The 26,298-nt window shown below is 38.3% G+C and carries 24 protein-coding genes; 5 read left to right on the top strand and 19 right to left on the bottom strand.

Going from position 1 to position 26,298, the window contains the following annotated elements; translation table 11 throughout:
• Positions 1-64: 64 nt before the first annotated feature.
• The 9 genes from EL17_RS07520 to lpdA all read right to left on the bottom strand — a co-directional run bounded on the left by EL17_RS07520 (position 65) and on the right by lpdA (position 8,398).
• Positions 65-1,327 (bottom strand): replication-associated recombination protein A, encoded by a 1,263-nt coding sequence (locus EL17_RS07520; RefSeq protein ID WP_035072273.1) that lies wholly within the window; start codon positions 1,325-1,327, stop codon positions 65-67.
• A 117-nt stretch (positions 1,328-1,444) separates the two neighbouring features.
• Entirely contained in the window at positions 1,445-2,458 is a 1,014-nt protein-coding gene (locus EL17_RS07515) for a threonine aldolase family protein (RefSeq protein ID WP_035072271.1), read from the bottom strand.
• Positions 2,436-3,362 (bottom strand): glycerophosphodiester phosphodiesterase family protein, encoded by a 927-nt coding sequence (locus EL17_RS07510; protein WP_035072269.1) that lies wholly within the window; start codon positions 3,360-3,362, stop codon positions 2,436-2,438. Before EL17_RS07510 ends, EL17_RS07515 begins: the two co-directional genes overlap by 23 nt.
• Positions 3,359-3,808, bottom strand: coding sequence for a DUF2721 domain-containing protein (locus EL17_RS07505; RefSeq protein WP_035072267.1), 450 nt, complete (start codon positions 3,806-3,808; stop codon positions 3,359-3,361). Before EL17_RS07505 ends, EL17_RS07510 begins: the two co-directional genes overlap by 4 nt.
• 184 nt (positions 3,809-3,992) lie before the next feature.
• Complete coding sequence (locus EL17_RS07500) at positions 3,993-4,688, bottom strand: hypothetical protein (RefSeq protein ID WP_035072265.1); 696 nt, start codon at positions 4,686-4,688, stop codon at positions 3,993-3,995.
• Between the two features lie 465 nt (positions 4,689-5,153).
• Positions 5,154-5,336, bottom strand: coding sequence for a hypothetical protein (locus EL17_RS23455; RefSeq protein ID WP_164675001.1), 183 nt, complete (start codon positions 5,334-5,336; stop codon positions 5,154-5,156).
• Positions 5,337-5,549: 213 nt separating this feature from the next.
• A complete protein-coding gene (locus EL17_RS07495; protein ID WP_035072263.1) occupies positions 5,550-6,371 on the bottom strand; it encodes an anti-sigma factor in 822 nt (273 codons plus the stop codon).
• On the bottom strand, positions 6,371-6,904 hold the full coding sequence (locus EL17_RS07490; RefSeq protein WP_035072261.1) for an RNA polymerase sigma factor: 534 nt from the start codon (positions 6,902-6,904) through the stop codon (positions 6,371-6,373). The genes EL17_RS07495 and EL17_RS07490 overlap by 1 nt, the downstream gene beginning before the upstream one ends.
• 96 nt (positions 6,905-7,000) lie before the next feature.
• The gene (gene lpdA, locus EL17_RS07485) at positions 7,001-8,398 is read right to left on the bottom strand and encodes a dihydrolipoyl dehydrogenase (RefSeq protein WP_035072259.1); all 1,398 of its coding nucleotides are present in this window, start codon (positions 8,396-8,398) and stop codon (positions 7,001-7,003) included.
• Positions 8,399-8,690: 292 nt separating this feature from the next.
• Here lpdA and fabG point away from each other — a divergent pair, with 292 nt between their 5' ends.
• The gene (gene fabG, locus EL17_RS07480; protein ID WP_035072257.1) at positions 8,691-9,437 is read left to right on the top strand and encodes a 3-oxoacyl-[acyl-carrier-protein] reductase; all 747 of its coding nucleotides are present in this window, start codon (positions 8,691-8,693) and stop codon (positions 9,435-9,437) included.
• A gap of 250 nt (positions 9,438-9,687) precedes the next feature.
• Here fabG and EL17_RS07475 read toward each other — a convergent pair whose 3' ends face one another.
• Positions 9,688-11,301: an FG-GAP repeat domain-containing protein gene (locus tag EL17_RS07475; RefSeq protein ID WP_051719867.1), complete on the bottom strand. Its 1,614-nt coding sequence runs from the start codon at positions 11,299-11,301 to the stop codon at positions 9,688-9,690.
• Between the two features lie 869 nt (positions 11,302-12,170).
• Complete coding sequence (gene glgX, locus EL17_RS07470) at positions 12,171-14,321, bottom strand: glycogen debranching protein GlgX (protein ID WP_035072255.1); 2,151 nt, start codon at positions 14,319-14,321, stop codon at positions 12,171-12,173.
• Positions 14,322-14,726: 405 nt separating this feature from the next.
• On the opposite strand from glgX, the gene EL17_RS07465 reads away from it, so the two are divergent.
• Genes EL17_RS07465 through EL17_RS07455 form a run of 3 tightly spaced genes read left to right on the top strand, consistent with a single transcriptional unit; the run spans position 14,727 to position 16,284 of the window.
• On the top strand, positions 14,727-15,575 hold the full coding sequence (locus EL17_RS07465; RefSeq protein WP_035072253.1) for an SPFH domain-containing protein: 849 nt from the start codon (positions 14,727-14,729) through the stop codon (positions 15,573-15,575).
• Positions 15,576-15,612: 37 nt separating this feature from the next.
• Positions 15,613-16,095, top strand: a complete 483-nt coding sequence (locus EL17_RS07460; RefSeq protein WP_035072251.1) for a hypothetical protein — start codon at positions 15,613-15,615, stop codon at positions 16,093-16,095.
• A 3-nt stretch (positions 16,096-16,098) separates the two neighbouring features.
• Entirely contained in the window at positions 16,099-16,284 is a 186-nt protein-coding gene (locus EL17_RS07455; RefSeq protein WP_035072249.1) for a hypothetical protein, read from the top strand.
• 18 nt (positions 16,285-16,302) lie between these two features.
• Here EL17_RS07455 and EL17_RS07450 read toward each other — a convergent pair whose 3' ends face one another.
• From EL17_RS07450 to EL17_RS07440, 3 genes are read right to left on the bottom strand one after another with little or no spacing between them, the layout of a single operon-like run.
• Entirely contained in the window at positions 16,303-17,718 is a 1,416-nt protein-coding gene (locus tag EL17_RS07450; protein WP_240485950.1) for a TolC family protein, read from the bottom strand.
• Between the two features lie 52 nt (positions 17,719-17,770).
• Entirely contained in the window at positions 17,771-19,156 is a 1,386-nt protein-coding gene (locus tag EL17_RS07445) for an ABC transporter permease (protein ID WP_035072245.1), read from the bottom strand.
• 36 nt (positions 19,157-19,192) lie between these two features.
• On the bottom strand, positions 19,193-20,488 hold the full coding sequence (locus EL17_RS07440) for an efflux RND transporter periplasmic adaptor subunit (protein WP_035072243.1): 1,296 nt from the start codon (positions 20,486-20,488) through the stop codon (positions 19,193-19,195).
• A 265-nt stretch (positions 20,489-20,753) separates the two neighbouring features.
• Between EL17_RS07440 and EL17_RS07435 the strand changes: the two genes are divergently transcribed.
• Positions 20,754-21,518, top strand: a complete 765-nt coding sequence (locus EL17_RS07435) for a class I SAM-dependent methyltransferase (RefSeq protein WP_035072241.1) — start codon at positions 20,754-20,756, stop codon at positions 21,516-21,518.
• Here EL17_RS07435 and EL17_RS07430 read toward each other — a convergent pair.
• From EL17_RS07430 to EL17_RS07410, 5 genes are read right to left on the bottom strand one after another with little or no spacing between them, the layout of a single operon-like run.
• Entirely contained in the window at positions 21,515-22,477 is a 963-nt protein-coding gene (locus tag EL17_RS07430) for a glycosyltransferase (RefSeq protein ID WP_035072239.1), read from the bottom strand. The two genes, EL17_RS07435 and EL17_RS07430, sit on opposite strands and share 4 nt — an antisense overlap.
• A complete protein-coding gene (locus EL17_RS07425; protein WP_035072238.1) occupies positions 22,477-23,439 on the bottom strand; it encodes a glycosyltransferase family 2 protein in 963 nt (320 codons plus the stop codon). Before EL17_RS07425 ends, EL17_RS07430 begins: the two co-directional genes overlap by 1 nt.
• Before the next feature lie 6 nt (positions 23,440-23,445).
• Complete coding sequence (locus EL17_RS07420; RefSeq protein WP_051719866.1) at positions 23,446-24,018, bottom strand: DUF4199 domain-containing protein; 573 nt, start codon at positions 24,016-24,018, stop codon at positions 23,446-23,448.
• Between the two features lie 3 nt (positions 24,019-24,021).
• Positions 24,022-24,537, bottom strand: a complete 516-nt coding sequence (locus tag EL17_RS07415) for a DUF4199 domain-containing protein (RefSeq protein ID WP_240485949.1) — start codon at positions 24,535-24,537, stop codon at positions 24,022-24,024.
• On the bottom strand, positions 24,530-25,777 hold the full coding sequence (locus EL17_RS07410) for a dihydroorotase (protein WP_035072236.1): 1,248 nt from the start codon (positions 25,775-25,777) through the stop codon (positions 24,530-24,532). The genes EL17_RS07415 and EL17_RS07410 overlap by 8 nt, the downstream gene beginning before the upstream one ends.
• Positions 25,778-26,298 lie beyond the last annotated feature (521 nt).

Below are 26,298 nucleotides of genomic sequence, written 5' to 3'. Positions count from 1 at the left end.
AAGGAAAATTATAGTAACAACCATAGTGCAGGAATGTATCTGAAAAATCTGTCTGAACTATCATTTAATACCCATATTTATTCTTCCATAACTTCTGCAGATTTTTACGTAGCTCATTTTCCCTTGCATTGTTCCCAGGTTCATAAAGTTTAGATCCTTTCAGCCTATCGGGCATAAATTCCTGCTGGATAAAGTTGTTTTCATAATCATGGGAATACTTATATTCCTTTCCATAATTAAGGTCTTTCATCAGCTTGGTAGGCGCATTGCGCAGGTGTAGCGGGACCGGCAGGTCACCTTCCTGTCTTACAATAGCCTGAGCTTTATTAATAGCCATATAACTGGCATTGCTCTTGGCACTGCTGGCCAGATAGGTGACACACTGGGCAAGGATGATCCTTGACTCAGGATATCCAATCATTCTTACTGCTTCAAAACAATTAGTAGCTAAAAGCAAAGCATTTGGATTGGCATTGCCTATATCTTCAGAAGCCAAAATGACCAGTCTACGGGCTATAAATTTCACATCTTCACCTCCTTCTATCATCCTGGCCAGCCAGTAAACAGCAGCATTCGGATCCGAGCCTCTTATCGATTTTATAAATGCCGATATGATATCATAGTGCATCTCGCCGGATTTATCATACATCGCGATCTTCTGCTGGGCTATTTCTGTTACTTTATCATTGGTCAGTACGCAGGGATCCTCATTGATCCCTTCTACCACGATTTCAAATAAATTCAGCAATTTTCTGCCATCTCCGCCGGAAAGTCTCAGTAGGGCCTCTATTTCTTTGATCTCTATATTTTTCTTCTTCAATAACACATCATGCTCCATTGCCTGCCTTACCATCGCCTCCAACTCTGTCCTTCCCAATGGATTTAAGGTAAATACCTGGCATCTGGACAGAAGAGCAGCATTGACTTCAAAGGAAGGGTTTTCTGTAGTGGCTCCTATCAGCCGGATAGTACCCTTCTCTACTGCACCTAATAAAGCATCCTGTTGGGATTTATTAAATCGGTGGATCTCATCGATAAACAATACCACGCCCATCTGGAACCGTGCTTTTTCGATCACTTCCCGGATGTCCTTCACTCCGGAACTGATGGCACTTAAGGTATAAAACGGCGCTTTGATCTCATTGGCAATAATATTGGCGATAGTGGTCTTACCCACTCCGGGAGGACCCCAGAGTATCAGGGAAGGCACATTACCGCTTTTGATCGCTTTATAAAGAAAAGAACTGGGAGCTGATAAGTGATCCTGCCCGATCAGATCTTCCAGTCGGGAAGGACGCATTCTTTCGGCTAGGGGAGTTTGGCTCATGGGGATTGAGATTAGAGAATTAGTTAGGTTAGGTAAGGTAATTAGTGGAATTAGTTATATTAGACTTGAGGTTAAAAGAAAATGCAATCTAAAATCCTTAATCATCAATCATCGATCCTAAATCTCATTAACCCTGTTTTCAAACTCATCAAGATGTTCATCCGTGAAATCAAGGTGCGTCACAAATCGGATCTGGTCTTTGCCGAACTTTACCGCTCTGATTTCTTTTTCTGCGAGTTTGGCCAACATCTCTGCCGGGGTGGCATCTTTAAGTTTCACTATTACGATATTGGTCTGTACAGGAAATACTTCTAAAACCCAGCTTTGTTTTTCCAGTATTTCCCCTATCTTTTTGGCCTTTCTATGATCTTCGGCTAGGCGCTCCACATGATGATCCAGTGCATAAATCCCCGCTGCCGCCAAAATCCCTGCCTGTCTCATACCTCCACCCAAAGCTTTTCTTACTTTTCGGGCTTTTTTTATAAAGGCTTTGTTTCCCAATAATACAGATCCTACCGGACAGCCCAGCCCCTTGCTTAGGCATATTGAAATCGTATCAAATGCCTGACCCCAGTCTTTTGGATTCTCTCCGGTAACAGTGAGGGCATTAAATAGCCTAGCACCGTCTAAGTGTAATCTGAGCCCATGATTTACACAGATATCCTTAATAGGTTTTATTTCCTCCAAGGTATATATACTGCCCCCACCTTTGTTCATGGTGTTTTCTAAGGCCACCAGCGTCGTCTCGGGAGCATGGACATCATCAGGATTGATGTTTTCCAGAATATCCGCTGGAGAAATTTTGCCCAGAGGACCATCCAGAAGCTTTACAGATGCCATACTATTTGACATAATCCCCCCACCTTCGTAAAGGTAAATGTGGGAGTATTTGTGACAGATGATCTCTGTTTGCGGCCCGGTATGCAAACGGATAGCGATCTGGTTGGTCATCGTACCGGATGGACAGTACAGTCCTGTTTCCATCCCAAACATATCAGCCAGTTTTTGCTCCAGCGCATTGACTGTCGGATCTTCACCAAAGACATCATCCCCTACACTGGCGCTGAACATAGCCTCCTGCATGGCTGGGGTAGGCCTGGTGAATGTATCACTCCTTAACTCTATTATCATCTTCTATTATGCTAAATTCCTCGTTCAAAATCTTTCCTACCTCTATAGGCCTGTCTGTAGCCAAAATATCGGCACCGCTTTTCACAAGTTCTAAATAAACCTGATCACCCCGTGCTATGGCTTTTTTATCCAAATTACCCATCACCCCGAGAATGGTAAACACACCTTTTTGATGCAACCGCTCATTGAACTCGGGACTCCTCTCTGAAAGGCCTGTAAAAGCAATTACATTGCTCCATGGAATACCGGTAGCTTCCAGACGTTCTATTTCTTCACTGTTTCTGATTACAATGGACAACATCAAATCAGGATTAATTTCATACACTTTCCTGGCATCATCAAAGTTATAGGTGATTACAGCTGCATTGGGAACTGTATGGGTAGCCTCTATCACTTTGATGACCCGCTCAAAGGGAACACTTTTCTTCACATCTACGGTAAGAATGGTTTTATCTCTGCTCCATACAAGAGCCTCTATCAGGGAGGGCACACGATAGTTTGTCAGATTTCCGGCTGGATCCTTTAAATTCAGTTGCCTTATTTCATCCCAGGTATGGTCAGAAACTTTACCGGAACCATTGGTAGTTCTGTCCAGCGTATTGTCATGCATCAGGATTAATATGGAATCCTTTGTAAGCTCCACATCAAATTCAATGATAGCAGGCGTAAAAGAAAGCACATTTTCAAAGGTTTCGATGGCATTCTCCGGAAAACCTTCATAGGGACCGCCTCTATGCGCACTGACCATCGGCTTTCTCTCAGCATTCCAAGTAAAGAAAGTCTGGGCTTCTTCTGTAGAGGAAAGTGTTAAAGTATGTGTAGTGGTTTTAGTAATAAATTGCTTTACCGGTGCGGCACATGATGCCAGGCACACTACTAATAAAAGATTTATATATCTTATCATTTTTTTGAATCCTTTTTGAATATGAAATCCAGTTTGCCGGATTTTTTCTTAAAAATCTCCTCCATATCTGCCAGTTCCAAATTGAGTGCCTTGGTGGATATTTGAATTTCCACGAAAGAGATGCCAAGCGAAACCAAAAGAGCAACCATGCTGGAAATAAATACAACATTAGCCGGCATAGTATAGCCCTGATAGATTAAGAACATGCAAATTACGCACAATAAAAAGCTAAGCACCCCAAAAAGCTGCATGTTTTTGATCATATTCAACCGTTTTTTGAGATTCTGGAGCTGGTCTACCAAGATTACCTGCTCAGGATTATCGAGAAACTTTTTGTGTAATCCCCTGATTAAGCTGGCGATTGCCAAAAATCTATTGGTATAAGCCAACATTAAAAGTGTGATGGCAGAGAAGAGTAGAGCCGGTGTGGATAATTGGAGTTCCATGAATATGTTTTAGAAAGATAAAATTGGGGAATAAATAAAGAAAAGAAAAGGCATAAGTTATAAACCTATGCCTTTTTAAAATCCTGTCTTACAAAACAACTTAAATATTTACTTTATCAAATTATTTTTAAACAATCCTGGTAATATTTAGGGCGTTTCAGATTTAGTTCGAAAGCCTACACTATTATTTAATGCTAGCTTTATTTACAAATTTATTATCTTTTATAATTAATGCAGCATCCAGATAGAGTTCTTCATTTAAGCTGCCCGCAAAAACTCCAAGATCAAAATAATCTATCGGATCACGCTGAACCATCCATTTCTTTTCTTTCAAATCATACTTAAAAACGGAGGAATATGTCCTAAACCTATCAGTGTTAATATTATCATTTAAAGCAACCGATAAATAAAGGTTATTTTCATCCACTATCAATCCATTTACTCTAGCAGAAATTTGCCGATTTTGAACTGAAATTTCATCCGGATTAAACTTATGTGGCATATATATTAAATCCAAATCCATGTAATCAAGTTGTGGGATAGGTATTCTCGAAAAATTACTAAAATCTGAATTAACATCATAAATTCGAATAATATACTCAAAAGGAAAACATATATATAATTCCTCTTCAAAAATATCAAAGGAATAATAATTTGCCGGCACGAAATATCCTTTTGGATTTATAAGTTCATCTGGATATTTTAAAATCCTGCTTTCAAGTGAACCTTTAGAATTATAGACGCCCAAAAAATTAGCTGACTTCTTATAATAATCTGGATCCAAAAAAGAAGTACCTTCTGGGTTGAGTTCAATATATAATTTATTTTTATAGCTTTTAAATTTTCCTCCTAAAACTCGAATGGAAGTTCCTCGTTCCATTTCTAATTTAATTTCTTCTATAAATTCCTTTTTTTCGAAACTATATATATAGACTTTGTTTTGCCGTGCTTCTAATAAGTAAATATTAGGAAAGTCACTTGCATCAAACGAAGAAAAAAAATAAAGTTCTTTTTGGATTGCTTTTTGGATTTATTAATTCAATTTGGTTTCCATTATTTATATTATATATAGAAATACCTGATATTCCACTAAATGCTACGATAATAGAATCGGAAACTAATTCCACTTTATCAAGTATCTGATAAAATCCTTTAATATCATTTAATTTAATAGATTGATTAATTACTATATCAAATTCACTAAAATCAATTGAATCTCTTCTTTAAGATTACAAGAAGAGATTCCTATTGAAAAAATAACAACTAAATTAAAAATACAGCGCTGTATCGTATTGAGTAATAAATTTGATTCACTTAATTGGTCCCTACTCTACACCACATACATTCATACCTCCATCAGAACCACATGCCCACATGATATAACTCCCACAGTCGTATACATCACATCCGTCATTATCACCAACATGCCACATGGAGAAGAGGATTGAGCATTTACCATACTTGGAGACAATATAGGGAACCCTATCACTAGAAAGAATACTCCTAAAATAATTAATGAATTTTTCATTGTTTAAATAATTAATAATCCATTTGTAATTATACAGGTAGGACAATTTAACCCAATCAAAAATTTATCGATAAAAATGATTATATGAAACTAAAAAAAATAAAATATAATTACAAATTTTTTTACTATTATTTTATAATAATAGTTCAGAACTTAATAGTACCCCTTACTATTATATATAACTGACTATGATGTATTTACTAAACTATAATTTTACCCCACAGGCCCCAAACCTACCAGCTGCTCCAGATTTGGGCTTTCGCTACCTCCTTTGGGTTCGATGGTGATGGCGAATGCCCCTGTTTCTGTTACTTCCTGCATCTGTTGCAAACTGAGCCTTTGGCCTGGATTGATCAGTCCTATACCAATAGGACCATCATCACCTATAGCCCATAGCTGATAATCCCGGTCATCTCCTAAAGGTGATAGGTTTTCTACTGATACATATACTTGGGCGGAACTTTGTTCCCACCAAACCACTACATTGGCATCCGTCTGCACTTCAAAACTTTCTCCCCTTACTGGCACTTTTGAAAACTCACCCGCTAGTAAAGTTTCCAAGGTCACCTCTGCCTGTTCAATATTAACCCTAAAAGCATCCAGTTCTTCTGCCATCACAGCCTGGTCCTGTACTAATGCCATATACCTACCTTCCACATCAAAATATCTATTGGCATAGTATATAGCAAAAACTGAAGCAATAATGGCTGCTATAGATGCTGCTATGGCAAAGTTTTTCCATGGCTGCAAAGCTACAATAGAACTTGATTTATCAGAAAAATCATCCCCTTGCCTTAGTACGTGTCTCTGTTCATCTTCCCAACTTTCAAAAATTTTGTTTTTCACAGCCTCACTTGGCGATGCCCCTGATTTATTGTCAAATGCCAAAATGGCTTCTTCTATTAACCTAAGTTCCTCATTTATGGCTGGATACTTTGCTGCTAAGCGGATAACTTCCTCCCGCTCCCTTTCACTCAACTCTCCCAATACGAAGAGTTCAAGTTTTCCTGACGATATATAAGATTGAATATCCACTAGATCCTATCTAAATTCTTTTTTAAAACATTGATTGCTGCACGTATTCTCGATTTGACCGTTCCTAAAGGAATAGCAAATTGCTCAGAAACTTCGGAATGGGTGTACCCCTTAAAATAGATGCAATCCACTAAAAATCTTTGCTCCTCATTCAATTCTGTAAGCAACTCTTTCACACCGATACCATTAACTCGGTCTAATGTACCGGAATCATCACCTAATCCATATACGATCTCATCTATTGAATTGGTCTTACCCTTTTGGGAATATTCCTTTGACTTCAATTTATCTATGGCCGCATTGCGACATATTATGGCCATCCATGTATAAAGCCGTCCTTTAGATTCATCATAGCCGTCTACTTTTTTGGTAATTTTAATAAAAGCATCATGGAAAACTTCTTCCGCAATATCTCTGTCCGCAATTATACGCGAAATTACAGCAAAGAGTGCTCTGGAATACTTATCGTAAAGGTATTCTACCGATTGCCGGTTTTGAGCCTTAAGGCCGGCAATTAACTGTTCTTCTTCCAAAAGTATAGTGTTAATAGGTTATTTTATCCCTATAAAGAAAGCACAAGGCCGAATTTAAGACCTTGTGCTTATAATATTAAAACAATCAGACGAGTATTACAAATGAATTACCTCATCATATGCGGCAGCGGCAGCTTCCATGATAGCTTCTGACATGGTAGGGTGCGGATGAACAGTCTTAATGAGTTCATGACCGGTAGTTTCGAGTTTACGAATAGCTACTATCTCTGCTATCATTTCTGTCACATTATTACCTATCATATGGGCACCCAAAAGTTCGCCATATTTCGCATCAAATACCAGTTTGACAAATCCATCCTTAGCACCCGAAGCCGAAGCTTTACCAGAGGCAGAAAAGGGGAATTTACCCACTTTGATTTCATAGCCTGCCTCTTTGGCTGCTTTTTCTGTATATCCTACAGAAGATATTTCTGGAGTGCAATAAGTACAGCCAGGAATATTATTATAATCCAGTGGCTCCGGATGATGTCCTGCTATATTTTCCACACATATGATCCCTTCTGCAGATGCTACATGCGCCAAAGCAGGTCCAGGGATCACATCACCTATAGCATAGTAACCAGGCATATTGGTTTTATAGTATTCATCTACTTTGACCCTTCCTCTATCCACAAGTATACCTACATCTTCTAGCCCACAGTTTTCGATATTGGCTACAATGCCTACAGCGGAAAGAACGATATCGCATTCAATAGTTTCTTCTCCTTTTTTACTTTTTACTGTCACTTTGCAGCCTTCGCCACTGGTATCCACACCCGTTACCTCAGTGCCGGTCATGATCTTCATTCCAGCTTTTTTATAGACTTTTTCTAAAGTTTTAGAAACTTCCTCATCCTCATTAGGCACTATCCTGTCCAAAAATTCCACTACGGTCACTTCAGTGCCCAAAGCCCTATAGAAATAGGCAAATTCAATCCCAATGGCACCTGAACCTACCACAACCATGCTCTTGGGTTGTTTTTCCAACGTCATTGCTTTCCTATAACCTATGATTTTTTCATTGTCGATCTTCAAAGCAGGAAGCTCTCTTGACCTAGCACCGGTGGCGATGATGATATGTTCTGCTGAATAGGTTGTTTTGTCCCCTTCCTTATTTTCAACCTCCACTTTTTTACCGGGCTTAATCTTGCCCCAGCCTAGAAGCTGTTCGATTTTATTTTTCTTCAGTAAAAACTGGATGCCCTTGCTCATACCGTCGGCTACCCCACGGCTCCTCTTGACCATGCCTTCAAAATCAGCGGTTGGTTCGCCAACCTGAATACCGTAATCGGCTGCATGGTTAATGTATTCAAAAACTTGAGCGCTTTTTAACAAAGCCTTGGTAGGGATACAGCCCCAATTAAGACAAATACCACCCAATTCAGCGGCTTCCACTACAGCAGTTTTTAAACCCAGCTGGGAAGCGCGAATGGCTGCTACATAACCACCCGGGCCACTACCCACTACTATAACATCGAATTTAGTTGAAGACATATATGTTTTAATTTATTATTTATATCAATTAAGCTATGCAAAAATAAGCTTTTTGACCACAGAAAAAAATTTGGTACATAAGTTCTCTGATAGTTAACAGGTAAATAACGCTTAGCCGGAATAAGTGATAGGATTGGCATTTGTAGGTAGATAGATACCTTACCATATAAGCGCACAGTCGGGAGATATACCCTTTATGCCTGCCTATATGATACCAATAAGTAAAAATTCCATTCTTTAATTTAAATCCTTATTTTTGAGTGATCAATAGACATTTTAAACCAGAATATATATGGGATTATTATCCGGAAAAACCGCGCTGATCACTGGCGCATCCAAAGGAATAGGCAGAGCTATAGCTATCAGATATGCAGAAGAAGGGGCCAATGTAGCTTTCACCTATTTATCCAGCGTAGAAAAAGGTGAAGCATTGGAAAGAGAACTGGCTGAATTTGGTATAAAAGCCAAAGGGTACAGATCCGATGCTTCTGATTTTAAAGCTGCCGAAGACCTCGTCAGTGGTGTAGTCAGTGAATTTGGCGGACTGGACATCCTAATCAATAATGCCGGTGTCACCCGAGACAACCTCCTGATGAGAATGTCCGAAGAGCACTGGGATGAGGTGATAAACATCAACCTTAAGTCCTGTTTTAACACTGTAAAAGCAGCCACACGCACCATGATGAAAGCCAAAGCAGGCTCCATCATCAATATCACATCGGTGGTTGGCATCAAAGGAAATGCAGGCCAAGCCAACTATGCCGCTTCCAAGGCAGGCATCATTGGATTCACCAAATCAGTTGCCCTTGAATTGGGCTCTCGAAACATCCGAAGCAATGCCGTGGCTCCTGGTTTTATAGAAACTGAAATGACCGGGGTATTAGATGAAAAAACAGTACAGAGCTGGAGAGATGCCATTCCAATGAAGCGTGGTGGACAGCCGGATGAAGTCGCCAATACCTGTGTTTTCTTAGGATCAGATTTGAGCTCGTATATTTCTGGACAAGTGATCCAGGTGGACGGGGCCATGCTGACGTAAAATATTCCTTTAATTTTATTACTCACAAAAATTATATAAATCCGAACCTGGAAATACAGTAATGATACGCAATATGGACTAAGGCCAGTTCTTGTAATTCACAAAGTCAAAACTTGCTTTAAACCAAAAAACCCTTTGAGCTGAAACCTCGAAGGGTTTTTATTATCATTTTCACCTGAGTCAATAAGCCCTCCCCTGATAATAAACCTAACATTTGTAAACGATAAAGTCTCAGTAGTATATCTTTTAATTACCTTACAAACTGATTTTTCAATATATAATAAGGTTTCCAATTTTCATTAAATTCACTTAAAGCAAAACCAAATGATTTCATATCACTAAATTTAAAAGAGCCCAGCAATAAATCTTCATCCCCATCCCCATCTATATCTGCTTTTTCTAAAATAAGCCAATTCGCATCTAGTGGTACATCTAATGCATATGGTTTAAAATTAAAATCTCCTTCATTATCAAAATAAAGAAAATCCTGTCGAGGAGATTGAGCTTTATTCGGAAAAAAAGAAATGGCAGCAATATCTATATTCCCATCCCCATTAAAATCCCCCGCTACCGCCCGGGATGCTCCATACATTGGGAAAAACCATTTTTCATCAAAATGATTCTTTGTATCATTTAAAAAAATCCTAACACCGTGATAATTTTTTGAAATAGCGGACAAATCTGCGTTATCTCCATTGGTTAATAAAATATCTAGATGTCCATCACCATTAAAGTCCACCAATTCAAAATCGCTTAAACCAAACAATGGATGAAATTGTAAAACCATTTCCTCTTTAAACTGCCCACTCCCCTTATTATAAAATATATAAACGCCTTCCTTTGCCTGTGCCATCAAAACAACAATATCTGGCAAACCATCTCCATTCATATCTTTAATGATAGATCTTCGTGCCCCTGGATGATTTCTTAAAACATGCTCCTGATATCCACTTTCATTTTTTTCATACCAGGATAAAGACCCCATATGATTACCAAAATTACTGATAACCACATCTTCATGCCCATTTTGATTAAGGTCCGCAAATGAAAAATTCACAGGTCTGTTCAGACTATTAATTAATTTTTTAGAATCAATTTTATCATCACCTAAAATTGAATAATCCCAGTAGCTTCCTATGGCTTCACTAGATGGATCCATTTTCCCCATAGTAAGTAGGTCAAAACCTTTAGATTTTTTTAACCTAATGTCGGAAGCAGGGCTATCAATGGGGATCGAATCTAATATTATTTGATTTTTATGATCTATGACATATAAGCTATTCAGCCTGTCTCCCAATAGTATCAAATTATCCCTTTCTCCTTTACGTAACATGGTAGTGACCGATGGTTTTTTATAAGGAAAGTCCGGTGATTCTAATTCAAACCCAGGTATACCTAATAGAATCTCCTGATGCTGATTTTGAGGCAGGGGTTGTTCAGGAGCATTTTGAACATAATATTCCTCAATCTTAGCATAATTTTCTATACTAATATAGGTGTGATCATGGTAAATCTTAGCTTCTATTGTACCAGGAATAGATTTTGATTCATGGGGATAAAGTAATCCCATTCTCTTTCGCATATCTGGAAGCACATTCCCTTTCCAAACGTTTTTGGTCAATAAATCAGGCTCTGGTTTGATATGACACACATTACAGTAAGCATTTGCTAACTGGTGCCCATCTAGTATTAAATCCATTTCGGCTAATTCTTGAAGTCTGGCTGTTTCCTGCTCCTCGTCACTATGAATATACTCTCTATGCTCCCGAGTACAGCCGAGTAAAAACAATAAAAGAACTGCTTTATAAATATAAGCTTGAGATAAATAACCATCCAACCGCATAAGTTTCAATTTAATAACCATACGCTTCCCTTATCAGGACACTATTAAAGTGGTGCAATATAGCTTTATGTAAATAAAAATGGCCAACGTAAAAAATATATCTTACTAAAGATGTAGACATCATTCCCATTTACAAACTGTTCTATTTCATATGAAAAACATCTAGGGCAAGTTTAATATTATTAAATTGATCAAACAGTTTTTAAAATATTTATCCATTTCAAAAATAATGTGTTGTTAGACAGGACTTAAACAGGTAGCGTTCAAATTAAGCATCATCTGACTATCAAAAAAAAAAACATAGTGATTATATATGCTAAAATAGGATAGGAGAAACGGGATTATTTTCCGTTTCGACCTCCCATACCACCGTACGTACCGTTCGGTATACGGCGGTTTGTTAAAATAATAGTGGCTGCTTTTCATAGGTCAGCCGGCTGTAAATGCTGTAAAATCCGGTGTATCCCAGCTTGGTGGAATATGCATTGTTAGGTGTGGTACAGAGTATCGGACTATGTGCCCCCGGCAATAATCTCTGCTATTGTTCCCCATTCATATGAATTTGTTTAGCCACCTTTAATTTCAATAGGTTGAAAACCCGTGTACTACACATTTTCAATTCTTTCCATAAACATAAGCGTAATCTTACTCTTAAAGGGCTTTAGTTTCTTTTGCAACATCACCCACACATACCCTCCTTATATGAAATTCCTGTCCTTAGGACCGAACATTTGCCGCCAGCTTCTTTCAGATTTGCAGTCGCCCACGGCACCCTTGATATTGGTTAACGATACTGCCACTCTCGTCCGGGACTTGCACCCTATAACGTGATAACCATGCCTCACACACAAAAAAAGGAGCTAAATAGCTCCTTTTTTGTATAGATAGTTTCAATCCTCCTTTTGCCTCAACATCACCAAAGACCTTGGCTTTACAGAATAAGTGTTCTTTTTTACACTTTTACCTTTAAATGACCCCGAAGGATTTGCGGTATCTAATATGATTTCCCACTCCACATCGGATCCATATTTAAGTAGCTTGTATTCAATCGCTTCCCAATATGCACTGACCATTATAAAATAAACATCTCCTTTTACGGGATTGCCTTTTTCATCTACTTCATCCATTTCTTTCCCGTTTAGCAGCATTCCGAGTGTTCTAACATAGGAAGAATTCCACTCTTCATCAGTCATATCTTTGCCATCCGTACGTATCCAACGAATATCCTTTACATCCTGACCATAAATGTGCCTTCCCTGAAAAAACCTTCTTCTATGAAATACTGGTTTATCATGCGTGAAAGCGATAAGGCTTCTGGTAAAATCAAAAAATTCTTTGTGCTTGTCTTCCCAATCCCAGTTAAACCAACTTATTTCATTATCCTGACAATACACATTGTTATTTCCGTGCTGTGTCCTTCCATATTCATCTCCCATACTAATCATGGGGACCCCCTGGCTTAACAGAAGTGTAGCCATAAAATTTCTTTTCTGCTGTTCTCTAATGGCATTGATTTCAGGATCATCTGAAGGTCCCTCTACCCCACAGTTCCAACTTTCATTATTACTCTCTCCATCATTGTTACCTTCCTTATTTGCTTCGTTGTGCTTTTCATTATAGCTGACAAGGTCATTAAGGGTAAACCCATCATGGGCGGTAATAAAATTGATACTTGCTGATGGCTGGCGTCCGTTTAGCATATATAAATCACTAGATCCGCTAAGTCTGTAAGCCAGCTCATGCACCTGACTTTCGTCACCTTTCCAAAAACGACGCACACTATCTCTGTATTTACCGTTCCATTCTGCCCAAAGTACAGGGAAGTTACCTACCTGATAGCCTCCTTCTCCCACATCCCATGGCTCCGCTATGAGTTTTACCTGGGAAATAATAGGATCCTGATGTATAGTATCCAGGAATGTAGAAAGTTTTCCTACCTCATGCAGTCCTCTCGCAAGCGTGGAAGCAAGATCAAATCTGAATCCATCCACATGCATTTCAGTGATCCAATACCTCAAACTGTCCATTACTAACTGTAGCGACCTGGGGTGTAACATATTAAGGGTATTTCCAGTACCGGTATAGTCCATATAGTACCTTTTATTGTCCGGCACCAAACGGTAATATGCTTCATTATCAATACCTTTAAAACTTAACGTAGGTCCATAGTGATTACCTTCAGCGGTATGGTTATACACTACGTCCAATATTACTTCAAGGCCTTCTTTATGGAGCGCTTTGACCATTTCTTTAAATTCAACTACTTGCTCACCAGCAGATCCTGCGGAAGAGTAAGCAAAGTGAGGCGCAAAAAACCCAATAGAATTGTACCCCCAATAATTGCTTAATCCATTCTCCACCAGATGGCGGTCATTGACAAACTGGTGAACAGGCAACAGCTCTACAGCAGTAACACCCAACTTTTTTAAATAGCCAATGACTTCAGGATGTGCCAAAGCTTTATAAGTCCCACGGATGGAAGGGTCTATAGTAGGATGTGAAGCGGTAAATCCTTTCACATGCAACTCATAAATGATAGATTTATGCAGTGGAGTATTCGGTAATTTATCTCCTTCCCAATCAAATGAATTATCTATTACAATAGATTTATTCATTCCACTGGCACTATCAGAGGTGGTTTTTAAAAGGTTTCGGTCTTCATCCGGATTTTGGACAGGATATCCAAACATAGCATCGCTCCAATCTATACTTCCATTGATAGCTTTGGCATATGGATCTAGCAATAGATTGTTTTCATTAAATACCATTCCATTTTCTGGATCCCATGGACCAAATACCCTATACCCATATAGCTGGCCAGGCCTAATTCCCGGTATGTATACATGCCAAACCTGATCAGTATGTTCAGTAAGTTGTATTTGTGCATTTTCCTTTTCATCTTTCGAGTCATACAAACACAGGACTACTTTAGTAGCATTTTCACTGAATAGAGCAAAATTCACCCCTTCTCCATCCCAATTTGCACCAAGTGGATAGGGTTTTCCCGGCCACACCTGATTTTGATAATTCTTATCTTCCATGTTATTTTTTTCTTGTAATTATATTTCACTCTGCTTGTTATTTTTATACAGCACTGAAAAGTTTTCTAAATCCAGTTAGTCTAAATTTTAGCTACCATCGTGCAGGCAAAAAATCATAATATCTAATGCAATATTCCGACCAGATATAAATCATAAAGTATAAATCTTATATTTTCTTCTTCCCGCATAAAAATATTTGAAACATAGTAGGCTTCTTCCTGTAATCGGGGTTTACTTCTTTATCATTTGGCACCGCTAATTGATACCTTAACATCCGTTTCCGTAATCAATTGAAGCTTCCCTAAAAGAGTATGCTCGAATTGATTGTAATTTTTTCCCAATTTCAAATCCTTTTATAGAATCTTTTCGTATATTGAAATGATATCATTTTAACATCATAATAATATGGAAAAAATCACAAAACCAGTTTCAGGATACCTTATGGTATTGATTGCCTTGTTGTTTTTAGGACTAGGTATTTTCTTTTTCACTTCAGATATGCATTTCTTAGGGTTATTTTCAAGCTTGATGTTTATTTTTACCCTACCTGGATTTTTTATAGTAGAACCCAATAAGTCTATGGTACTCCTTTTATTTGGGGAATATAAAGGCACTGTTAAAGCGTTTGGTTTTTTTTGGGTAATCCCCTTTATGACCAGAAACAAAATATCCCTGAGGGTTAGGAATTTTGAAAACAAACCCCTTAAGGTAAATGATAAAATCGGGAATCCGGTAATGGTAGGCACGATAGTGGTATGGAAGGTGGAAGACACCTTCAAAGCCAGCTTTGATGTGCAGGACTATGAAAACTTTGTTCACTTACAGGCAGATGCTGCGGTAAGAAAAATGGCAGGGCTTTATCCATATGATGATTTTGAAGCCCCTGAAGCGGAGGTGACCTTAAGATCAGGTGTAGAGGAGGTTAATCACTCTCTGGAAGCCGAAATATCTGACAGATTAAAACATGCGGGGATAAAGGTTATCGAAGCAAGGATTTCCCATTTGGCTTATTCTTCGGAAATAGCATCCGCCATGCTGCAGCGACAGCAAGCTACCGCTATAGTAGCAGCTAGAAGAAAGATAGTTGATGGTGCAGTAGGCATGGTAGAAATGGCATTGGAAGACCTGAAGATAAAAGGCATTATTGATTTCGAGGAGGAGAAAAAAGCAGCAATGGTCAGTAACCTGATGGTAGTGCTCTGCTCTGATAAAAACGCAAGTCCAGTCGTGAACGTAGGTACACTAAACCAATAAAAGGCTATAGCAGAAAATATTTAAACAAATAAAAAATATGGCTGACTATATTTTCAATGAAAATCAAAAATTTAAAAAAGTATTCATATGGGTGATAATGATTTTCTCTTTATCCATATTTCTCTTAGCACCCCTTGTTTCTTTCTTCGGAAATAGAATTTCGAATGGGATTTGGGTATTTGTATTGGTTCTCTGCGCTGTAATTATACTTATATCATCTATAAGAATGCAGGTGAGAATAGACCATAATAAACTAATGTTTAGATACATACCTTTTATAAACACATGGAAAACATACTCTACTGATGAGATTCAAGATATAAAAATCATAAAATACCACTCTCTTAGGGAATTTGGGGGATGGGGCATAAGGTATAATTTTGATTCATGGCTTTACAACACCGGAGGTAGGTATGGCATAAAAGTTATTTCTGGAAACAAAAAATTCATTCTTGGAACTTATAAACCTGATGAAGCTTCTAAAGCCATAGAACAATTTAAATCCATAAAGTATAAATAATATATGCCCGCTAAAAAACCATTTGCACTTAGGATAGACGAGAAGCTGATGAAAGCTGTGGAGAAATGGGCAGCAGATGAATTCCGGAGTACCAATGGGCAGATCGAATATATCATACATGAAGCTTTAAAAAAATCAAAAAGACTGCCTGCTTCCAAAAAAAATGGTCAGGATGACATTAAACCCTGACCATTATATGACACATTTTTATTCCGGCACATAAAGCAGTTGATCGTTTAGAAAATCATAAAGTGTGAGCTGTCTCAAATAATAATAGGCTGTCCAGTATTCCCTTAAAGAATTTACAAATTCCTTCCGGTTAGTATCCTTTTCCTGCTGTGCTATATTAAGGTCAGTTATCGTCACTTTTCCGCTCAGGTACCTGTTACGAGCTATTTCATACCTTTTATCAGCCACCTGATCCGAGGTTTTGGTTATTTCCAATCTATCTTTTAACATATTGAAATTTTTCACCCTGGTGAATATTTCTTCTTCAAAATTAATGACATCTTGTTGAACAGTATACTCTACCAGTCTTTTATTCGCCTTGGATACTTCCATCCTGGCTTTGTTTCTACCCCAGTCCAATACAGGCACGCTCAGTGTCATATTTACCAATGCTTGGGTATTCGGATCAGCATATATATCTGACCAATTAAGGGCTGCGTTGTTATAACCATAGCTAGCCCTTATATCCATCTGAAACCTATCCCCTCTGGCCTGTGCCACGTTTGCATCTGCCTCTATCACCCTTCTTTCAAACCCTAAGGCATCAGCCCTATTTTGGAAAGCAAGTTCAATAGCGCGATCTACATCTACATTTAATTCTGGAATCTGATCTGGAAGTATGAGACTGATTTCTGTTGTCTCATTGATACCAATAAAAGACCTTAAACCTAGTGCGGATGTTTCCATATCTAGTCGTGCCCGTGCCCTGGCCTGCTTCGCCTGTAGTACCTGTAATTCTACCTGCAGCAATTTATCTTCAAATGTAGTACCTATCTCATACCTTCCTCTTTCTATTTTATAGATCTCTTCTGTATTGACCAAGTTCTTTTCTGCAATTTCCAGATCGACCTGAGCTATAAGGTAACTAAAAAACAACTGTGCTGCTCTCTGGCTCACCTCTTCCATCCCTTCTACATAGTCACGCTTACTCTCTTCATACTGCAAAGGAGCCAATTTCCTGTTCCATTTGAACCGGTTGAAGGCAAATATAGGCTGCTCTAATCTGATATTGACCGGCACACCACTCCAAAGGGTCTGAGGTGATCCAGGTCTAGGCCTAAAATTATCAAAACGCTGTGTACTTGAATTAACAGAAAGCATACCTCCCGTAGGACTTATGACCTGCTGTAAACCTAGTTCTAAATCCACCAAATTTTGTTGAACAGGTACAAAGGCAAAAGTACCATCTGGCTGTTCCACCCTATTAAACGCCTGCTGGTACTGTGGAAAAATACCATTCAGCCTGAGTTGGGGATTATAATCAGCCCTAAACAGCCGGTATTCCCAGTACCTGTTTTCACGGATAGTTTCCTCCCTTAGCGCTGCAGGAGATTCAGCCTTCGCTCTTGCTACTATGTCTTCTAAGGTAAATGTAGCTTTGTTCTGAGCATTCACTAAGAAGGTTATTATTAAAAATGGACAAAAAAGAAATGTGAATTTTTGCGTATTACTCATGTCTCAAAGAGGTTATTGGATCTTGTTCTGCAGCTCTTCTGGCTGGGGCAATGCCAAAAACCAATCCCACAGTAGCTGCTACACTGAAGGATATCAATACTGAACTCAAGGTGACGATAGTAGGGAACTCACCGACACGGGATACAGCTTCGGCCAAAGCTATACCTAATATTACCCCCAAAACACCACCGGAAACACTGATCATCACTGCTTCAAACAAAAACTGATTTACGATATCTGACTTTTTTGCCCCTAAAGATAATCTCAGCCCTATTTCTTTAATTCTCTCCATCACCGAAGCCAACATGATGTTCATAATCCCAATCCCCCCCACTAGCAGGGATATGCCTGCTATGGCACCTAATACTATATTGAAGATATTTTGGGTCCTTTGTTGCTGTTTAAGCAAAAGTTCAGGAATGGTGATTTCAAAGTCTATTACGTTAAAATGTCTTCTCTCCAGCATTCTGCTGATAACTTCTGCCGTTGGATTCAGTAATTTACTCTGCTCTACCTGCACTACCAATTTGTCTACCTGGTGGTAATTTTTAGGACTGCTGCCTATTTTGGCTCCCTCATCCGTAGAGACAGAAAATACACTGTTGCCTCCTCCATTAGCAGTTAAACCACCAGCTGTCACCAGGTCTCTGTTTCTATACCTGACGAGCATCGTTTGGATAGGGACATATACATCCATATTAAAATCACGGATACCTAGTTTGGCTATGCTCTGATCAGAGACTAATCTTTCATTCATTACACCAATTACTTCCAGCCACTGGTTACCACATTTAATTTTTTTCCCTATAGGATTTTCCTTGCTGAAAAACTTGGTCTGAACACTTCTGCCAATGATACATACAGGATCTCCTTTCAATAAATTAGAACTGGTAAACATTTTACCTTCTTGTAATCCAAAATTGGTTACGTCAAAATACACTGGCAGTACTCCTACTAATTTGGCAGAACGCCTGTTTCCGTCCTTTACGATATAGGTATCCAATATGACCTCTGGGCTGATTTTTTTGATTCCAGGTACGGTCGCCTTAATGGACTCTACATCTAACATTTTTAATCCAGGCGAAAATTTATTTTTTTCTATCCCAGGGCCTGAAGGATTTTCTTCCACCCTATCCTCTACCTGATTTACTATCGGTTCTATGATGATATTATTTACTCCTACCAGTTTGATCTGCTCCATAATCTCCTGCTGGGCACCATTACCAATAGCGAGCATGGCTATCACTGCAGCGACTCCAAATATGATCCCCAGTGCCGTGAGCAAAGACCGTAACCTATTTGCAATTACGGCTTCTAATGCTATATAAAAATTAGCTGTTAAACGTTGTTTGGTTTTAAATTGGTTATTCTGGTTCACTTAATTATCTTATTGAATGATGAAGCTTACTTACCATTAGTCTATAGTTGATACGGTATTGACCAGGTCATTTCCTCTTTTGCCGTCCAGTTCTTTTAGCATTCTTACAGATTGTTCTCTTCCGACTTTAGGCATAGAAAGATATACCCTGTCACCTTCATTTAATCCCAGATCCACCACTACTTCATTAGCATTTGCCAGTCCCAACTTCACTTCCTGCTTAGACCCATTGTTCAAATACACATAATTAATAGAATCCCTTTCTACATGCACCGCTTCCAATGGTATGTATAGCGCATTAGGTACCTCTTCAGCTAGGATAGCATTGCTGGTGGTCATTGCAGGACGCATGACCGGATCACTTTCATTGATCAAAATAGTCACTTCAAATACTTTGGCATCTGAATTAGGACGCTGCTGGCCTACATTGGCTACTCTGGTTACTTTTCCTGTCAACCTTTTTTCCGGAAATGCATCTAAACTTAGGCCTACTGCCTGTCCCACCTTTACTTTTCTGATATCTACTTCATTCACATAGGTGATGCTCTGCATGACAGTAAGATCGGGCAAGGTAGCTACTACTGGGTTCCATGCACTAATATTGGATCCAGCTGCCACTTTATTTCCATCCCAACCAGTTTCATATATTACCATCCCATCCTGAGGCGCGTATATAGTGAATTCTTCCAGCATAGCCTGCATCTGGGCAAAATCCCTTTCCTCTTTTCTCAATGATGCTGAAACTTCAGCCATTTTGGCCAGTGCTTGGTTAAATTTGATTTTATAATTTTCCTGAGCTTGTCTCAAATCTCTTTTGGCCTTTTCAAGATTATATTCGTATTGTTTTACGGTGGCAGGGGGCTCATATTGGGACTGGTCCAATACTAGCTTTTGTTCTTCTACATTATATTCAAGATTTATAAGATTATCCCTTTCCTGTCTGAGGGTTAATGCAGTATCTAATTGAGCCTGTTCAAATTGTGATTTCACCTGTTCAAGGTTATTTTCTGCATCACTTACCCTTCCAAAAAGATCAGACTTATCCAAGGCGGCTATAAATTCACCTTCTTTTACTACAGTGCCCTCATCTACTATATTTTCCACTTTTAACTGGTTCACCCTAAATTCTCTAGCTCTGCTAGGGCCCATGATCTGCACCGACCGAAGCGCTTTCAATTCTCCAGTAGTGGTGATTTCTACTCTAAAACTCCCTTTTTTAGTGGACACGATAATATCTGCACCATCCCCAACCTGTCCAGGACTTAATATTAAATATATCAGAATGATTAGAAATACACCGATACCTATAGCAAGGTAAATTTTCTTTTTCATTGTTCTCTCAGTTTAAAACGTAGCTAGAGAATATATTGCCCTATACGCAAAACGTACAACGACCAACTATATTTTTAGATTGAAATATAAAGATAATATTCCTTAAATGATATACTAATATAGTTTTTTTCTAAAAAACCTTTTTACCACTGGTATAAACGGTTACTACATATGACTAATGAGGTATTTCCTGATAAAATTAATTTTACACAAGCTGTGAAGAAGATTTATTAAATTGCGGCTTATAAATATTATTTTTACAAACATGAGATCTATCATAAGTTTTGTTATACGGTATATACCGAGGAAATACCTGCAGCTGGTAAGTCATTTCTTTTTACGGGTAATTGCTCATTTTTATAAGGGAACCAGCGTCTCCTGTTCCGTATGTGACCACACATTCAAAAAATTTCTTCCCTATGGTAGAAAGGCTAGAGAAAATGCCCTCTGCCCTAATTGTTTGGCTTTAGAACGACACAGGTTAATGTACCTATTTCTGAAAGAACAGACTACTTTTTTTACAGCCTCCCTTAAAGTGCTTCATGTAGCGCCTGAAATATGCTTTATAGAAAGATTTGAAGCTTTGGAAAATATAGATTACATTACTGCGGATCTGGAATCACCCCTGGCTAAAGTAAAGATGGACATTCATGATATTCCATTTGAATCTGAGTCATTTGATGTGGTGTTTTGTAACCATGTCATGGAGCACGTCGATGATGATATTAGGTCTTGTGCAGAAATCAACAGGGTCCTTAAGCCAAATGGATGGGCCATCATCCAATCACCTGTATATGAAATAGAAAAAACGATCGAAGATAAAACTGTAATTGATCCCAAAGAAAAGGAAAGGCTATTTGGGCAACGGGATCACGTGAGAAAATACGGAAAAGATTACGCATCAAGAATCAGTCGGTCTGGGCTAAAAGTAACAGAAAACAATTATGTCAAAACATTGTCCCCAGAAATCATTCAAAAATATGCCCTGCCAAAAAATGAAGTTATTTTCTATTGTACAAAAGGATATTAACTGTAAAAGAATTTTTTCATACCTTCTGTAGCCAGCCCGGCTCCATACGAACATAATTGTCCAAACGCTATTGGCACAGTGATCAATCCTATGTACCAACTTTTATTCTCTAAAGCTGAGCCTATAAAAATTGCCAAACACCACCCCGCCATCAAAAAAAGTGATAATGAAAATAAAAGAGGGAATAAAAAGTAAAGCAACGGAATAAATAAAATACCTATTAAAAACGCCAATGGTAGCAGATGTACCAATTTGATGGCCTCGGAATGATACCTGCTGACATGCACCCTATTTTTACCAAATGAATGGCTTTGTTTAAAGAATGAAAGCACCGTATTTCTCCTTTTATGGTAAACATAGGCTTCTTTGATCAACTCTAATCTAAAACCCATTTTTTTTAGCCGGATGCTCAGCTCTATATCTTCTGCCCGATTGGGATCTATAAAACCTCCTGATGCTTCAAATGCTTCTTTAGATAGGCCCATATTAAAACCTCTTGCCTGGTATTTACCTGGATTTTTCATTTTGCCACGAATACCACCTGTGGTAAAAAAAGAGGTCATGCTGTAATTCATGGCTTTCTGAACAGATGAAAAAGTAGCATCCGCAGCGTCAGGACCACCATATGCTTCCAGATTTCTCTGAGTTAAGTGGCGGTACACTGTTTCAAGATAATCTGGAGGAATGACACAGTCTGAATCAAACAGAATATAAAAATCTCCTGAAGCCAGCTTCATCCCGTTATTTCTGGCAAACCCCTGGCCGGTGTTTTCCTGATAGACATACTTAAGATCTAATTTATCATTAAAATCCGCTATTATTTCACTGCATAGGATGGTGGATCCGTCCTCGATAATGATAACTTCAAAGGATTTGTATCGTTGATGTAGTAAACTCATCAGCAATTCCTTTATTTCATAAGGCCTATTATATACCGGGATTATGATACTGAATAACATCAGGGATTAAAATTTAACTCCTTTTCTATGTTATAATCAGTTCGTCTGGCATTGTTTGAAGTCATCATCTCTGCCAAAAAACCGGTCAAAAATAGCTGAACCCCTATAATCAAGGCCACTAAAGCTAAAAAAAACATTGGCTGGTCAGTTATCTCCCTAACAAATATACCCTGACGCAAGCCCCTTATTTTTTCTACAATCAAATAAACCGTTATCAAGAATCCAGTTATGAAAGATAAAATTCCGAATGCACCGAAAAAGTGCATAGGCTTCTTTTTATACCTGTTTACAAATGATACTGACATCAGGTCCAGAAAACCATTGATAAACCTTTCCATACCAAATTTGGTAGAACCATATTTTCTGGGACGGTGCTCAACCACCTTTTCGCCTATTTTGGTAAATCCATTCCACTTTGCTATTAATGGGATATAGCGGTGCATTTCTCCGTAAACGTTGACGTTCTTGACGACTTTATTTTTGTAGGCTTTTAAACCGCAATTAAAATCATGAAGCGGTATACCCGAAATGATACTGGTTACCCCATTAAAAAATTTTGAAGGCACAGTTTTGCTAATAGGGTCAAACCGTTGCTTTTTCCAACCTGAAACTATATCATAGTCCTGATTACACACCATATCATAAAGACCCGGAATTTCATCAGGGCTGTCCTGCAAATCTGCATCCATAGTTATCACTACCTCGCCTATTGCCTTATTGAACCCTACATCAAGTGCAGCAGACTTCCCGTAATTCCTGGTAAAACTGATGGCCTTTACATTTCCGTTTTGTTTCCCAAGCTCATTGATTACCTCCCAAGATCTATCTGTACTGCCATCATTTACAAAAATGATTTCATAGGCATAACCATGATCAAACATGACACGGTTTATCCATTGAACCAATTCAGGCAGGGATTCTTCTTCATTATACACAGGTATCACTATTGAAATCTGAATCATTTATATCTATTGATAGTGCAGAGTTTTATCTCTCTTTTTTACAATTGCCCCCAATATTAAAGATATGATGGCATAGATGATAAGCGAAATACCATATGACTGCGCTAAGCCGATCAATGATCTACCTTTCTCGAGATCTGTTTGCATTTCAGCTAATTGTTTAGATGAAAGCTGGCTGCCGGCCCCTATTTTATCTAGAATTGCCAAAGTGTTTTCCATTTGGGCATCAGCTAAGAGCACGGGTAAAGCAGGATCTATGACGTGAAAGAGGAGCATATTTCCTATCGTAGATATAAATCCACTGATAACGAAAGTAATAAACACAAACTGAAACGCTACTGTGAAAGACATAAATCCCCCCAAATCATTACGAAGGGCTATACTAAAATACATTACCAAAACTAAAGCAAGACCAAACATAACTAAGCCCAACCATGAGGATGAAAGTAATGCCACCTCCATAAAATAAGCTACATAATATATAGCTAGTAACACGGGTCCTACTATAATGCCAGCTTTTATTGCAGCCTGAAGACCAGTACCGCCTTCTACCTCATAGCTTTTAGACAAGTTAACCATAGACTACTCTTTAGTTTGTTTTAAAATTATGGAAATAATAATGGTATAAAATAAGCCAGGTATTATTTTTCGAAGAAAATCATTCATAGCTACATTATATGCTGACATCTGCGCTATACTTAACCTGGTCGTTTCAAATGCTTCCACATTTAATTGGTCTATCCATTCGCTTTTCTTCCCATCCAGTAACTGTAAATTCACTGCTCGGTAATCTATTAATACATCTGGTGTCATTAAAAGAGAGATGTATACAATAATGGCCGATATAACAGCAATTAATGTGTAGACAAAAAATCCTACTGTCATGCTTTGACCAAAGGTCATCTCTCTATTATTATAATTATCCCTGAAATTCTTAGCACCTATAAATACAAATATTGGTGTGATCAGATAACCAAATACTAATGTCATGCCTACTGGTTCTGCTCCTAAGAGGTACATTAGCCAAAATGCTATTCCGCACAACGCCCCTCCTATAACTCCAAATTTATACGCTGCATCAATATATTTATCAATCACATTGTAAAAATTTAGAACCATTAATAACATATTTCACCTTTCCTTGGAGCTCATTTTCCCACCACGGAGAGTTTTGTGATAAAGATTTATTTGTATTTCTATCATATACCCATTTTTCTTGTGGATCAAAAACGGTCATAGTGGTCCAAAAATCCGCTTTTGCTTCCTCCCTCAATACTTTTAATGGACCGGACGTAACCTTACTTATTAATAGAGGCCAGGGCAGTTCCACTGAAAGCTTTGCTAAACCTGCCAAAAAGGGTTGTAGGCCAAGCATACCATGACTGGCATAATCGAATTCTAAATGTTTAGCATCCATATCCTGAGGTCTATGATTAGATACTATGGCATCAATCGTCCCATCTATTAATCCTTCTATTAAAGCTACTCTATCTATTTCACCCCTAAAAGGAGGGTCCACTTTCATATTTGTATCAAATGTCACCAAATCATTTTCTGAAAACAAAAGTTGATACAGGGATACATCAGCTGTAACAGAAAGACCTTGCGATTTAGCTTCGCGGATCATGCGTACAGCACCGGCAGTACTGATGGTTTGGAAATGCAGATTGCCCCCTGCATATTTAAGTATTTCAAGGTTTTTTTGGATTGCCACTTCTTCAGCTAAAGAAGGAATACCCTTTAAACCCAAACGGGTAGAAACGTTTCCCTCATGCATCTGACCAAAAATGGCCAGTAAAGGATCATAACTATGATCAAACAGTATCCCATCAAATTTCTGTAGATACTGAAGAATTTTCATCAACCGATCAGAGTTGGAAATTGGCAAAAGTCCATCTCCAAAAACATTTACCCCATGGTGGTGCAGGTCCAATATTTCGGTAAGGTCTTCACCTTGGTTATTTAGCGTGACTGAAGCTTGAATCACAATGTCTGAAAAATAATTTTGACTTTTGTTTCTTATAAACGAAACCTCATTTTTGGTTTGTACGGATGGAAGCGTATTGGGAAGTAATACTGCCTTTACAAAACCACTATGGGAAAGTGACTCATTCAAACTATTAAGATCCTCTTTATGCTCCAATCCTGGCTCACCATTAAAGCATTTTAAATCAACCCAGCCTTTAGAGGCATATAGTCCCGTGCAATCTATCTGATCTGCCTCCGGTGAATCCTTTCCATGAACTAATCGGATTGATTGATTATCAAAAAAATAATCAGCAGGTGCGCTGATTTTATCGTCTTTGATTAATTGGAGTGATTTAAATAATACAGCCATATGCGATTTGATTTGTGCAAAACTGCAATTTTATTCTCTAAAATGGAAATGAGAGAGAGTGTATTTTCGTATCTGATAGCTGTAAGAAGTTGATGCTTAAACAAATTAAATCCTCATAACCCACCAAATATTGCCTAGTGATATCAGATAATAATGGCTTAAATCTTTATTCTTAGGTTTATTATGTTTTGCATTTAAGTAAAGAAAATCTGGTGTTTGATAAACCATGTTTTATTTCCATATTTAATCAAATTTCCTTTACGAGGTCCCACAATAAATAGAAATATTTGCCAAACTGTGGGATATAATCATCCAGTATACTGTTTTCACAGTCGCGAAAACCATCCAGATCCCTTTGAAGGCATCTAAAATAGCTATTCCCAGCGGCTTTTACACATTATCGGACCTAGGTGAAGTATAACCGTAACGGTAGGGATTTGCCTCACAGGAGGTATGGAATAGGAAGAAATGGGAACTGCTGTTTTTGAGAATCAGGCCATCGGCTGTAGTAATAGATGTCC

Source organism: Anditalea andensis (assembly GCF_000714815.1).
Taxonomy (GTDB): domain Bacteria; phylum Bacteroidota; class Bacteroidia; order Cytophagales; family Cyclobacteriaceae; genus Anditalea; species Anditalea andensis.
This window is presented reverse-complemented; position numbering and strand designations above follow the sequence as displayed.